The 14,222-nt window shown below is 35.9% G+C and carries 11 protein-coding genes and 1 pseudogene; 6 read left to right on the top strand and 6 right to left on the bottom strand.

The features are described from left to right. Positions 1–360 precede the first annotated feature (360 nt). From AC4NPH_RS06700 to AC4NPH_RS06675, 6 genes and pseudogenes are all read left to right on the top strand, one after another. Positions 361–1,137, top strand: a complete 777-nt coding sequence (locus AC4NPH_RS06700) for an SDR family oxidoreductase (RefSeq protein ID WP_098287206.1) — start codon at positions 361–363, stop codon at positions 1,135–1,137. A gap of 290 nt (positions 1,138–1,427) precedes the next feature. Further along, positions 1,428–1,856 (top strand): annotated as a pseudogene (locus AC4NPH_RS06695) (protein kinase family protein); the annotation flags it as partial. Between the two features lie 725 nt (positions 1,857–2,581). Further along, a complete protein-coding gene (locus AC4NPH_RS06690) occupies positions 2,582–3,784 on the top strand; it encodes an MGDG synthase family glycosyltransferase (protein ID WP_057274704.1) in 1,203 nt (400 codons plus the stop codon). A 1-nt stretch (position 3,785) separates the two neighbouring features. Next, positions 3,786–4,484 (top strand): polysaccharide deacetylase family protein, encoded by a 699-nt coding sequence (locus AC4NPH_RS06685; protein ID WP_098314600.1) that lies wholly within the window; start codon positions 3,786–3,788, stop codon positions 4,482–4,484. A 303-nt stretch (positions 4,485–4,787) separates the two neighbouring features. Further along, positions 4,788–4,910 (top strand): hypothetical protein, encoded by a 123-nt coding sequence (locus AC4NPH_RS06680; RefSeq protein WP_255255999.1) that lies wholly within the window; start codon positions 4,788–4,790, stop codon positions 4,908–4,910. Positions 4,911–5,455: 545 nt separating this feature from the next. Beyond that, on the top strand, positions 5,456–5,827 hold the full coding sequence (locus AC4NPH_RS06675) for a YczF family membrane protein (RefSeq protein WP_029324349.1): 372 nt from the start codon (positions 5,456–5,458) through the stop codon (positions 5,825–5,827). Between the two features lie 9 nt (positions 5,828–5,836). Here the strand turns inward: AC4NPH_RS06675 and AC4NPH_RS06670 are convergent, their stop codons facing one another. From AC4NPH_RS06670 to cax, 6 genes are all read right to left on the bottom strand, one after another. After that, a complete protein-coding gene (locus AC4NPH_RS06670) occupies positions 5,837–6,940 on the bottom strand; it encodes a GerAB/ArcD/ProY family transporter (protein WP_013056382.1) in 1,104 nt (367 codons plus the stop codon). Between the two features lie 19 nt (positions 6,941–6,959). After that, on the bottom strand, positions 6,960–8,153 hold the full coding sequence (locus AC4NPH_RS06665) for a Ger(x)C family spore germination protein (RefSeq protein WP_098197161.1): 1,194 nt from the start codon (positions 8,151–8,153) through the stop codon (positions 6,960–6,962). 30 nt (positions 8,154–8,183) lie between these two features. Beyond that, entirely contained in the window at positions 8,184–9,686 is a 1,503-nt protein-coding gene (locus AC4NPH_RS06660) for a spore germination protein (RefSeq protein ID WP_053487087.1), read from the bottom strand. A 473-nt stretch (positions 9,687–10,159) separates the two neighbouring features. Then, positions 10,160–11,053, bottom strand: a complete 894-nt coding sequence (locus tag AC4NPH_RS06655; RefSeq protein ID WP_098314598.1) for an AraC family transcriptional regulator — start codon at positions 11,051–11,053, stop codon at positions 10,160–10,162. 182 nt (positions 11,054–11,235) lie between these two features. Beyond that, complete coding sequence (locus tag AC4NPH_RS06650) at positions 11,236–12,750, bottom strand: arylsulfotransferase family protein (protein WP_308334246.1); 1,515 nt, start codon at positions 12,748–12,750, stop codon at positions 11,236–11,238. Positions 12,751–13,106: 356 nt separating this feature from the next. Then, a complete protein-coding gene (gene cax / locus AC4NPH_RS06645; RefSeq protein ID WP_013056387.1) occupies positions 13,107–14,150 on the bottom strand; it encodes a calcium/proton exchanger in 1,044 nt (347 codons plus the stop codon). Between the last annotated feature and the right edge of the window lie 72 nt (positions 14,151–14,222).

The following is a 14,222-nucleotide window of genomic DNA, read 5'->3' as shown; positions in this document are numbered from 1 at the left end:
ATTTTATTTAGGAAATCCATTATTCTGTCTATCTCTTTACCTTTTTACTAAAAAGTAAAATATAACGTTCTTAAAAATGTAACTAAGGAAAGAGCCTAAACTTGTTGGAGACTAGGGGGGATTCAGCTTGTACTGTCTGTAACATGTTGATAAGGCAGGAAAGTTGAATGCATGTATGGAAAAATACTTATGTGAGGTGAAATAAGAATGAATGATTAATATGGAGAAAATACCTTTTAAACTTTAATTACATTTTTTCATTTATTACAACTTGATAGATTAATATACATATACAGGATTGCTGAATTCGTGTGCTATTGGTGAGCATATGAATTCAACGTTCTCATGAGGAGATGCTTTATGAAGCGGTTAATAAATAAAATTGCAGTTGTTACTGGTGCTAGTCGGGCAAAAGGTATTGGTACTGAAATATGCAGGGAATTAGCTAGAGAAGGCGCAGATATTTTTTTCACTCATTGGTCAAAGTATGATCGTTTAATGGATTATTGCAATGAAGATGATTTTAAATGGTCGAAACATCTTATGGAAGAGATTCGCAGTCTGGGAGTGCGATGTGAATCAATGGAATTGGATTTATCGCAACCCGATGCACCAAGAAAGCTGCTTGATGAAGTTCAAAACAAACTAGGTTCTCCATCAATCCTTGTAAATAACGCAACACATTCTGTGGACGTAGATTTTCGTTCTATAGATGCTGATATTCTTAATGCTCATTATAACGTGAATGTTAGAGGTACGTGTCTTTTGACTGTTGAGTTTGCACGTCTAATAGAAGGTAAGCATGGCGGTCGAATTATTAATATGGTTTCAGGTCAAGATAAGTCACCTGAGCCTGGGAATTTGGCTTATGTTGCAACGAAAGGGGCTGTTTCTACGTTTACTAAATCAGTTGCTATTGAATTAGCACCTCTTAAAATTACTGTTAATGCTGTAGATCCTGGACCAACTAACACTGGCTGGATGAGCAGTGAGTTAAAGGAAGAGTTACTGCCAAAGTTCCCGATGGGGCGACTTGGTGAGCCCCGGGATGCCGCAAAATTAGTTATCTTTTTAGCAAGTGAAGAATCAGAATGGATTACCGGACAAATTATTCACTCAGATGGAGGCTTTTGGTGATTTAACATAGTAGCGGCCTTCCACTTTTTAGCGGATTTTTGTATGAAACAAGCAGTTAAAAGGATCTTCGAATGAAGATTCTTTTTTTATTATAATGTAACGTAACATGACGATAACCGAGTTTCTACAACTTATCAGTCAGTCCCAAAGGATTGTTGATGGGCTACAAAAGAAAAAGTACGGGCTTTTCTAAATCATCAGTAGTAAAATGAGATATTTCATTTATGACGAATGCTTTATCATTTTCACTTATTGACGACAAATAGGATATATTCAGGAGGAATGTTTATATGTCAAGCTTTGAGGACGAAGAAGTGCTAATAGGAGGGAATGTCTCTAACGTTTATCGCTCGGGAGATACTGTACGACGAGAATTAAAATCAGATAGTCATAAATTTCATAAGCTATTAAAGCATTTAGAGAACAAAGGTTTTAGTTATGCACCAAAATTTTTAGGCATTGATGAAAAAGGGAGAGAGGTCTTGTCATTTATTGAAGGTGAAGCTGGTAATTATCCCTTGAAGAAATATATGTGGTCTGACGATGTTTTAATAGAAATAGGGAAAATCCTTCGTCTTTATCATGATTCAGTGAGTGATTTTTCATTTGATGATAGCTGGAAAGCAATAGATAACACTCCTAAACCATTTGAGATACTATGTCATAATGATTTTGCCATATACAACATCATTTTCAAGCACGAAAGACCAGTCCGTATTTATCAAAAAAAGGAGTCCCTAACTTATAGCCTACCCCGTAAGCTATGGTCATTCCAACCATACTCCCCATACCAGCCACCAGGATACTTCCCACCCAGCTTAAATGTCCTTGAAAAGCAAGAACCCCAGCGTAGCCCATGAGAAGCTCCCCTGGAAGAGGAAGTGCAAGAAGTTCCAGCATCAATGCCAGAAACAGCACGATATATCCGTATTGATTTATATAAGATGTGATAAAATCCATGGTTTGTCCTTCTTTCATAATATGTATTTGCCTAAAGCATAGTGAATAACTCAAATATGCTTGAATTTGATTGAAAATAAGAGGAGGAAAAAGGTTAATTTCACCTTTGCTTTTCTTTTAATGTAGCACTATTTATAAAAAAAACTTTCTTTTTCATTGATTTTTAATGTTATTTTTAGCCTATTTTTAATTACAAACCGTAGACTGAAAATGTGGTATTTGAAAGGTCAACATAAGAACGTTTATTTTTCTAATAAATAGTGTAAGGAGTTCCTAAACAATCTATGTAATGGAGGAGAAGAAAAGATAAATCTTACAAATTAATTGAAAAGGGTAACTACCCATTATTAATTTTTTATAATGCTTACTCTTTTCCAAGTAGAGTAATTCTTTAATCGTATAAACAAGAGAACAAAAAGGTGTGGGAAACAGCCCAGGCTTTACCACATAGCAAAAGCATACAAACTACAAGGAGGGAAAAGTCATGAACAATCGTGAGAAGGATAAATACCTCATTCTTTCCGCTACATTTGGAGAGGGGCATAAACAAGTGGCTAATGCGATAAGCGAGGCGGTAAATGATATGGTTGCTGATGCTGAGCCTATTACCATGGACATCATGGAATGGATTCATCCCAATCTTTATCCAATCAGCCATTATATTTACAAAAAAAGCATTAAGAAGTTTCCTCAAGTGTACAGCTTTTTGTATAAAAAAACTCGTGTAAAAAATTCGTTTTCCATCAAGTTAAATTCGATTTTTTTGTCGGGAATGCAAACCGTGCTTAAAATTATACAGGAAATAAAACCGAAAGTAGTGGTCAGTACCTACCCATTTGCCGCCGGGATTATATCAAAATTAAAAGAGCAAGGGTTAATTGATATTCCAGCAGTAACCATCATCACGGATTATACAGATCATTCTTATTGGATTCATCCCTATACAGATCAATATGTGGTAGGTTCTGCCCAACTGCGTGATCAATTAATTGCGTTAGGAGTAGAGGCAGACAAAATTAAAAACACTGGAATACCTGTACGGAAAAGATTTATGGATGTTCTTCCAAAAGACCTTCTCTTAGATAAATATATGATCAATCCAAATATGTTCACCCTGCTCATCATGGGAGGGGGCGACGGATTTTTTGGAAAAGGGATTTCAACCTTTAAGGCATTAGAATCCATTTCCACACCGATTCAACTTTTTATAGTATGTGGTAAAAATAAGAAATTAAAAACACAATTAGAGTGGGAATTAAAAGACTCGAAGCATGAAGTGAGAATTCTTGGATACTGTGAAAAGGTCGAGGAATTAATGGCTATTTCAGATTTAATGATCAGCAAGCCCGGGGGAGTAACAACCTCTGAGGCCACGGCGATGGATTTACCGATATTAATTTATCATTCGTTACCAGGACAGGAAGAAGACAACGCGGATTATTTATGTCGTTCAGGATTCGCACTTTCTGCAGAGTCAGAAAAAGAGTTAATTGCGCAAGTTGAAAATCTTGTCTGCGATTCAGCACCTTTAAAATGGATGAAACAAAGAATGAGAAAATCTCAAACCAAAACATCATCTATAGACGCTCTCCATGTCATTGTCGGAGCAGCAAGAAGCGGTCCATTACGCAACGTAACAAGTAGTAAAACGATACAAAAGCAAAAGGAGATAGAGGTGAGTATATAATATGGGGTTCATAATTTCTGCTATTATTTTTTTAATTTTATTATACAGCGTTATTCCGTATGTCCTATCACGTGGTCTAGGAGTGAACGTAGTTAAAAGGGGAAGGGACTTATCCAAAATTGCTTTTACGTTTGATGATGGTCCGAATCCTGTTTATACGCCAATCCTTCTTGATTTACTGAAGGAAAATGAGGTGAAGGCCACCTTTTTCGTGGTAGGTACTAAAGCAGAGAAATATCCTGAACTGATTCAGCGCATGTATAATGAAGGTCACTTAATTGGAATTCATAATTACGTCCATCATTCTAATTGGTTTATGGCGCCTTGGAAAGTTAGAAATGGACTTAAGAATACAGCCAAGGTGATTAAATCTATCACTGGAGTTACACCTATTTATTATCGCCCACCTTGGGGAATGCTCAACCTTTTCGATTTTATGAGAAGAGGTAAATATAAGATTATTCTATGGTCAATCATGGCGGAAGATTGGCGAACCTCTGGCGGAAGCGAAAAGATTAAACAACGCCTGGCCAACATAAAAGGCGGGGACGTCATTTTGCTGCACGACTGCGGAGATACGCTCGGGGCGGAATCCGACGCTCCAAGAAACACAATTAATGCGTTAAGAGATGTATTAAAAACAGTGAAAACAAAAGGATCCACTTGTGTCCGTGTTGATGAATTGGTAGAAAAGCTATAGATAGTAAGAAGATTATCTTTATTAAAGCTTGCGAATGAAATTTTAATTCTTGTTATTACCGTAACTAAATATCTTGTCTGTTATAAAAGAAGAACCTCTATTTTAAAGAGGTTCTTTTTTATGTCCAGCAAAAATATATGGTAATATAATCATATATTGGTTATATTTATGATTTCGTGATTTTTAAAATCTGTGCTGAATCAGCAGTCAATCTAAACGACATCTATGAAAGTAGGGTAATTCTTGAAAATAGTTATTTTGAAATTCTTGGTATATTTTTTAATCTTCTTTGGAGGAAACTTAATGATTAATATTCTGTTTACCTCTAATTTTGATCTTTTAACAGCATTTTCAACCGCTTTTGGAGTTTCCTTTGGGATTGCTATCTTTGAGTATTATACACATAAAAAAGGCAAGGTAGCATAAGGTGCAGTGTTTTTCACCCAATACATAAAAGATTTTATTAGAAACTTAAATATCATAGTATTAAATTATAAAAATTTTGAGGTTTGAGATGGGAAATTCGTTAAATTACATTTATTTTTTTGTTGCTATTTTAGTTGGCTTGTACTTTTTTATCACCAATAAATACTCTAGAAAGCCACTATTCATGTTGTTACTATCGATGCTTTCATTTTATAGCAGCGCGTATTTTTTTTACTATAAGACTTACCCAATTAACTTACTCAGTACATTATCCATACTTGTGTTTTGGTGGATCATTCTTTTATTACTAAGAGAGATTTATTCTAGAGAAGAAAATATTTTCTGGAATCTTTGTTTAATCTATGTAGCGCTATACCACTCTTTGCATTATGTTTTTGATTCATTGGCTCAAAAGAACTTTTTGTATGGATTTATCTTTTATGTTTATACAAATGTAGGATTACTTCTGCTTGGCTTGTACTATTTCTTAAGAGTCTATAAAAATAGAATCGTGCATTAGAATGAACAAAGTTCCTTGGAGATCAATGTCCACAATTCTTGTTGCGTTAAATTTTTATAACAGATTGCTTTGCAGAAAATCAATTATTTTTCATCATTTAATAAATATTATTAAATCTCATGGACGTCTTGTATATTTTTATATTATTTACCGCAATTTAAAAGAAAAAGGTGAGGCTGATATAATGGCTAAAATAATTCCATCCTTATGCATTTTGCTCGGGGCTTATGTTCTTATTGTATTCATCGACGTTTTTCAGGGAAACTATATGTTTCAATCGTTTTATAACCTAAAACAATATTTTGTAATTGCCCGTGGGGAAGATTATTTTTTGGTTATTTTATTTGCTTTAATATTCCTTGCTGTTAGCATTTTTCCTGCTTTAAAAAAACAATAGCCTCCCTTCTCATGAAAGGGTAGGCTTTATTTTTTGTTTTATATATGCTGTAATCAGCAATAGGATGGGAATTGCTATATGAAAAGGGAGGTGCAATAAATAAGGAACAATTTTGAGTCCTTCATTTATATGAGCTTGGTAACTAGGAGCAATCATCAGTGAGGAGAAAAAAATAACACCGCCAATTAAATAAATGTTTGTAACAGAAGGTTTCATTCGAAACAAATCAGCCGCGCCAATCACTGCACAAAAGAAATAGATGGTTATTTTGACAAAACCTAAAATGACCATGAGAATAAGAATAAAGGTATCCAGTCTTTGAATAAAACTAGCTATGTTAATGTAACTCACAGCTGTAAGAGCCGGGAAAGAGGATCTTAAAACAGTCTCTGGTCCGAGTACACACAAAAGAATAATTGAATTAATGGTTAAGACAATTCCTCCTATTATAATGGCGGACAAACCAATTGTTGCGGCCTGACTTTTTTTATTTAAATAAGGAAGAATCATAGTAAAGGTAATCAATTCCCCGAAAGGTACAGTAATGCCAAGAGGGACTAACTCTTTCCCTATGTTTCCCCATCCATTCGCTAATACGGGTTGAAGGTTCTCCACCTTGATGTAGCCTCCTACTATATACAAAACATTTAATATAAAAAGAGTCAGTAAAATAACAACAAAACATAAGCATGTAACTCGTGCGAATGCTTCTATTCCTAAGTGAATACTATAAATTAACACAAAGGTCATGCATATGCCCAGCGTAATAATCGATGTAACATAGTAAGAAGAGCTAATTAGTAATTCTTCAAAATCTCGTAGTACTCTGGAAGCAATATAAACAAAATAGATAATATAACAAAAGCTGATAGCACTGCCTACGTATTTACCCCAAATTTTAATGATATAGCCAGTCAAAGGCATATTGGGATATTTCTTATATAAGGAGATATAGACTAAATACAGTAAACAGCCAAAAATAGTAGCCAAAAGGGGGACTATCCATGCATCTTGCCTAGCAGCCTTTCCAATATCTAAAAGTAACGTACTGCCTAATATAAAGATAAACATCATACAAAATAATTGAAATCCATCGATTTTTATTTTAGTCAATGCTTTTTCAGCTCCTCATCTAATTTACCTCATAAGGATTTGTTCGCATGCCAGTATTTACAATACTAACGTTCACATTCATCGATATCTTAGCGCTTGAAAATAGATTCTCCCAGTTCTGTTTATGCTGACCCCAATAACTAGGATTGGTTCGAGATAAGCTATCACCAAAGCCGAATATGTCTGACTTTTCTTTTTGTGCGATGGTAATAGCCTTTGTAACTTCCTTTTGTAGTTCATTTTCTACCTCTTTTTCCAACTCTTTTAATACTTTAGGGTTGCTTAAATCTTTCCGGCATGATGTTTCCGTAATTTCTCCCATGACGTTCAAATCTGTATGAATAACAGGTTGTCCATGGCGGATTTTTGTTTTTATTTTGCTTTTTATTCCAGTCGTTGTAAGTGTGCTATTTCCATTTATACTGCAAGGGAAAACAAGAGCCGTACCTTTCACTTTAGACGTAGCAAGCTGGATAGATCGAGCCTCTTCATCATCCAGCCACCTCACTAACTTTCCATTTCGAAATATAGCTAATCCTTTTACCTGCATCGCACTTGGGCTGGTACTTTCTAAATTTCCTGCTTCTTCGCCGTTCTGGGAGGGCTTGTTAATGCTGATTCCAGGAAGAGATAACTCTTTTCCCTCACTCACAAGCATAGAAATAACTTCATATGCTTGTACGTTGCTAACTATTCCGTACACTTTTTGAGCATTTTGACTTGTGCTTATGATGCTTTTAACTGGAGTAACCTCAAAAGGTTCAATCACACCAAGCAATTTTTCCGCAGTCCCATCACGTGCAATAAAAACTGGAATACTGGTACGGGCTTGTTTGCCTCGATCCAAAGCATCAAATAATGAGCTAAGGTCACTTCTTGCTAACTTTTCACCTACAACGATAAGCGAAAGATGTGAAGTAATATGTTCTCTTGGAATGACGACGGAGGCTTTTTTTAATGCCTCAACTAGCGTTTTAGCAGTTACTGTGTAGTTAATGACGGGAAGACCCTGTCCTCCTGACGAACTGCCTTGTGATAAACCACTTGGATTAATGACCTGATAGGTTACTTTATAAGGTTGTTCCGAATTCTTATTCTCATCAATTCCCAATCCTATAATGACTCCTATTTGGTTTAATTCTCGATAATTTGAACATCCTGAAATGCATAAACAAATGGCCGTGATCAAAAAAAGTGAAAGGTATGTTTTCATTTTTTATCCTCATTCATCTTTATATGACTTCTATTTATTTTGATGTTTTTTTAAAAGAGATGGCAAAGAGAATCGAACTAAAGTATCCTGTTGCTTTTTAAAATCCAAGGGAGCAAAAGGTGAAAAGTAGGGGATACCGAAAGATCTTAGACTACTTATATGAAGCCATATACATAAGGTCATAAGCAAAATTCCATATAAGCCAATAAATGCTGAAATTAGAATCAAGATAAACCGAAAACCACGGGCCGCATTGACAATGCTAGTAGATGGCAGTGTAAAATTGCTGATGGCAGAAATAGCAACAATGATCACAACAGCTGCTGATACGAAACCTGCTTCTACAGCTGCTTGTCCTAAAATCAGTGCTCCTACAATGGAGACTGCTGGTCCAATTGCTCTAGGCATTCGAATTCCTGCTTCTCGTAACATCTCAAAGGCTAGTTCCATCACTACTATTTCTACAATGGCAGGAAAAGGAACCCTTTCTCGTTGAGCCATTAAGCTGACCATTAATGTGTTTGGAATAAGTCCCTGATGATGCGTAATCAATGCTAAATAGATAGCAGACGCATACATAGAAAGAAAAAAAGAACCAAATCTCAAGATCCTTAAAAAGGAAGAAATATAGTCATTTTGATAATAATCTTCGGGAGACTGGAAAAATTGAGAAAAAATAGCAGGCGCAATTAATACAAAAGGTGTTCCTTGTACAATAATAGCAATTCGACCTTCTAATAAATTTCCTACAACGGCATCAGGTCGTTCCGTATTTAATAGAAGTGGAAAAATAGTGGTCCTATCATCCCGGATAAATTCCTCAATATAGTTCGACTCAAGGACCCCATCTACCTTAATCTCTTTTAAACGTTCTTTGATTTCCTCTACAATACGTTCATCTGCATTCCCTTGAATATACATGATCCCTATATCTGTTTGGGTTACGCTTCCAATTTTCATGCTGTCTAAGCGTAAATTAGAATCCTGAATTCTAGCTCTTATCAAGGAGGTATTAGTTCGTAAATTCTCTGTAAAACTATCTTTGGGTCCTCTCACAACAGTTTGACTGGTTGGTTCTGTTACTGCGCGGGACTGAAGTTTTTTTGTATTGCCAATGAAAATTTTAGAACTTCCATTCAGTAGTATGACCGTATCACCAGTTAAAACGGCTGACATAAATTCATGCCAATTCTCTTTTATAGTCAATTGAGATACAGTTAATATCTGGGATATTTGTTCTTCTATCTCTTTGACGGTTACTACTTGATTACTTTCCTTAAGCCACTGAATAAGAGGCGTCATGATATTCTCATTTATAATGTTTTCATCTGCTAATCCATCAAGGTGGACAACAGCTGCTTTTACCGTTTTTTGGTATGGAGACTCCACTATTCGAAATGACACATCAGAACTATTTCCTAGTTCGTTCAATAACCGCTCTATATTTTTATTTACATCATCATATAGAGGAGTTACCGAATAATTTATTGTCTTTTTTTCCTTAGATTCTCTTAGAAGATGTCTTTGTCGCACTTTTTACCACCTTTTATATGAATGAATATTTGTGTATGCAATGAGCACTGTTATTGTCTCTATAATTTGTAAAAAATATGTACATGTAGGAACTTTAGTATCTTCTTTTTTCGCATTAGTTGGGTATCAAAGTAATGCTAAGGATCTTTTAGAGCGTTTAGGTGAAAGACAAAGCTAGTCAGCTAATATGACTTTATATTCAGTGACAAATCAGGAGGTATTTTAAAAAAAGTTAAGTAATTCGATATAAAAAGCAGCCCATATTGCTTTGTATACTTGGAGCTTTTTATATCGGTATTGTAAAGGAAGCAAATATCCACGTTGATGAATTTCAAAATTTCTAATGTGAAATAACAAAAAGCCCTATCCTAAATTTAATTGCTTAGAGATTGGGCTTTTGTATAGAAATATTTTTAATATGATAGATAAATTTCTATTTACATTACTTCTCTATTAAGAAAGGGTACTCTCTTTTATGCTTTAACGGTCTGTTTTTTCACAGGAATATAGATATCAATCTCTTTGTTTTCCGAACCATAGCATCTTTTGTCATACAATTCAAATTCCATTGATCCGTAGTGCTCATAACCTGATTCAGGGAACCATTCTGTAAAAACATAATTCCATGTGGACTGAATGGAAGAAGTAAAAGATTCTTCATTTGATTTTGGTGTAGTAAATACAGCATATTCTAGTTCAGGGAAGCTTCTGTAAACTGTTCCTTCAGGCGCTGGAGTGCCTTCCTCTACTTCCATGCCAATTACATAAACAAACTCACCCGTTTCAGGATTAAAATCAGTGCAAATGCCAAGCTCCGCGTTTTCGTTTAGGGGATTGGGGATTTTAGAGCCTAATCCATTTTGCATGTACTGTTGCCAAAATTCAGGAATGTCTTTATTATTCTGGCCACCTTCGTTTTTCGTTTTTAGCTCATATCCAATGACATAAAAAGCAGGTTTAGTGACTAGCTTTGGTTCCATCTTATTTCCTCCTGACAAAAGTGTGGTAGTTAGGTAGGCTTTTCCCCGCAGCGGTCCAGATATTCTCCTTGCGTTACGGTATTGCTTCGGTGAAACATCATAAAACTTTTTGAACGCTCTGTTAAATGATTCTTGGTATTGGAAACCAACATCAAGTGCGATATCAATGACTTTTTCATCTGTGAAAAATAAGCGTTCTGCTGCGCGTGTAAGTCTTCGTTTTCTCACATAATCCATCACTGATTCTCCAACCATGGCTTGGAAGACACGGTGATAATGAAAAGGAGAAAAATAAGCAATTTCTGCTAACTTTTCTAAAGTAATTTGTGTCTCCAAATTCTCCTCAATGTAATCTAGCGTTCTCTGTATACAAGTTACATAATTCATTTACATCCACCTACCTTATGTTCACTATAACAGCAAACAAATCTTTGTTCTTAACATTTTTTGCTACATTCAGTTAGGTGAGGATGTTTTTGTAATGTACGCCTCTGGATGTATAGCCCTAAGGGGATAGTAGGGGGCATCATAAGAACATTTTTAAAAATCTAGTAGAGGATTATTAATGCTCACTTTCGTCTATTTCGTCTTATTTTTACGTAAGTAGTCGGTGATGTACCAATGACGTTCCCGCAGGAGTCTAATGCTTTTACTTGAAAATAGGGGCCAACTTCCTGAGCATGAATATCTGTTTCGAATCCAGTACGAGGGGTACTAAATACCACTACTGCTAATTTAAAAGGTGTTGGTCCTGCTAGTACCTGCCAAGCAACCGCTTCGGTTGAACCATTCCATGATGCGTAAACTTTAGCTTCACCGTCGGGCAATAAGTCTACCGTTATGCTAGGCGGATAAAGTGGTAGACCTACCCACTTATTTTTGAATGCTCGATACGAAAGATTCTGATTTGGATATCGCATATCATATAACAAATTAAATGAAGGGTTTCTCCGTGTATTGCCCGCGTTCCTAAATTCCGAAAGGTACGGCTCTTGTCCCCACCCAATGAGTTGATTTCCATTGGAAAGCTTTTGCGCATTTCCTTGACTTGGAACATATAAAGCTGGGTCATGATAATATGTTCGATCTACACTTGCAACTTTGTCTTTATAATCTAAGTGAAGAATTAAACCACGCGCCTGTCCTTCAGGAGGAGAGGTGGAAGAAGCGCAGCAGGCGTCATCAAACAAGCTTATCCTATTTTCGGACCTATAGCGCGCATCATGCTGCCAAGAAAATACAGCGTTCGGTCCAAGCTTAAAATCACTTTGTTTTCCACCAAGTTGCCAAATTACCTTTCCCGTTTCTTTATCAATGTTATAAATGGCCCACATATTACGCATACTCACTAGAAGTGTATTGTTTGGCCCTTCTTCGACTGAATTTACGTGGTAGCAATCCCATATATTATTAGAACTTGTCGCGGATGAAGCAGGTACCATTGAATCAGCTGGATTAATATGTTCAAGTGCACTCCAAAAGAAGACAAGTTCTCCCGTCTCAATGTCTACTTCTTGAATAGAGTAATCATCAAAATACCCGCGTAATGGTCCACCATACTTAGATAAATCCGCAGGTACTTGTTTTACCGCCGTAAACAAAGCCGTATTCCGTTTGGTGATTGTAAACTCATGCACATCAGCTGTAAATCCTTTTTTAGCAAATAACTTTTTAATGACCTTATAATGCTGGTTGATAATTTGAAAATAAGCACCAGGTTCAGGATCGCCTGCTGGAAGGTTTGGGGTTGCGGTTTGAGTTCCTGAAATTGTTCCTTGCCACATCGTAAGAACAGGGTTCCCGCAGTACATTTGTACTCGAAAGTCTGTGTTTTGGATATATCTACTAGCAAGTGGTCTAAACCACACTGGATTCCCTGTCTGATCCATAATTAGTGCCCCAGTTTGGCCAATCATAGCTGCTTCATATACCGTATAGGGCGCAACAAATAATAGGCCGGGAGCTGTTCCAGGCTTATTAACATTAATGGTAACCTTCATGGGATGTAAATTAGGAGCCGAAACAAAATTCCATACTTGCGGGTTTGAATAATCAGTGGATGATTGTGAATTAAAATTATCCATTCCCACTCTCATCTCCTCTAAATTTTATTATTAGCACTATCGAGCTATTAATATGTCATTTGCGTCAGAATATGTACATATGTTTTAGGTTTGTGTGTTTTGTTTATTTTTAATGTTTATGTGTAAGGGCAGATGAAATAAATGTAAAAAACGAGCCCTTAGCAGATAAGAGCTCGTTTTTCTCGTTCATATACCATTATATATTATCAATGCAGCAATATTTTAATCGTGTTTAAAGTTGAAAACCATGCAAAAAAAGCAAATTTTTTTGTATATGTTATTCATCAAGATTTAAAAAGATGACCAGGCATTATCTTTATGTAAGCTGAAATTTTCATCTTTTTCTTGAAAAAATTCTATAAAAGGTAAAAACTAAAGCCTATCGCAATGTAGGTACCGACAAGTAAAACACCTTCGAACCAGTTGGAATCACCGTCGTTCACAACGGTCACCGTCATGAGAGCGGCAAGGATCATCGCAATCATTTCCGCTGTATTAAATACAAGAGGCAAGAAATCATACAAGTATGAGAACAGAACGAGTATAGGAGCAACAAACATGGCCGTTTGGACGGTTGAACCAATGGAAATCTCCACCATTACATCCATTCTGTTATTATAGGCCATTGCAATTGCTGACACGTACTCTGCAGCACTTCCCACTATGGCCACAACGATAATTCCAATAAAAACGTGACTCCAGCCTAAGGCAGCACCTACTGGCTCAATGGTGCCAACAAGTTTTTCACTAATATAAGCTAGTACAATTGTGGCCAGTCCAAGTACAACGATTGCTTTCTTTTTTCCCCATTCTGGTTCCTCTCCATTTTCTTCTGCGTTTCCAGTAAAAATCCCCTTATGCGTGACAAGTTTAAAAAGAAGAGCAAGCAGGTAAATGGTCAGCATCACAATGGCAAAAGAAGTTGATAGAACCTGCATATCTTTATCATCCAGGCGTTTTGCAAAGATAAATGGCAATACAAAAGTTACGATAATAGCAAACATTAAGAGGGAGGTATTATGTCGTGTTTTAAACACACTAAATTTTTGCTTTTTAAATCGAATTCCTCCAACAATCATTGATATTCCGCTCGCGAAAAGTAGATTAACGAGAACTGCTCCAGTAATGGAGGAAATGACGATTGTATTTAGTCCTTTACTTAATGCAAAAAACGAAATAATAATTTCTGCAGCGTTGCCAAACGTAGCATTAAGTAATCCCCCTGCTGTTGGACCTACTACAACGCTAAGGCTTTCAGTAGAACGTCTGATGTAATTAGCCAAACTAATTAATGTCACACAATAAATAAAGAACATGAAAATATAATTCCAATTAAAAATGCTGCCAATAATTGAAAGAGGTACACCAATAATCATAAAAATGAAAAAGACTTTATTCATATTTTCCTCCATGGTCATTTATAGATCCTATAGCAAGAAGAGAAGCTTTATATTATCTTAGCGTTTTTATTA

The sequence above is a fragment of the Priestia sp. MDV22-iso46 genome (assembly GCF_058629175.1).
Note: the sequence above shows the minus strand (reverse complement) of the source record. Positions and strands in the feature narration are given on the sequence as shown.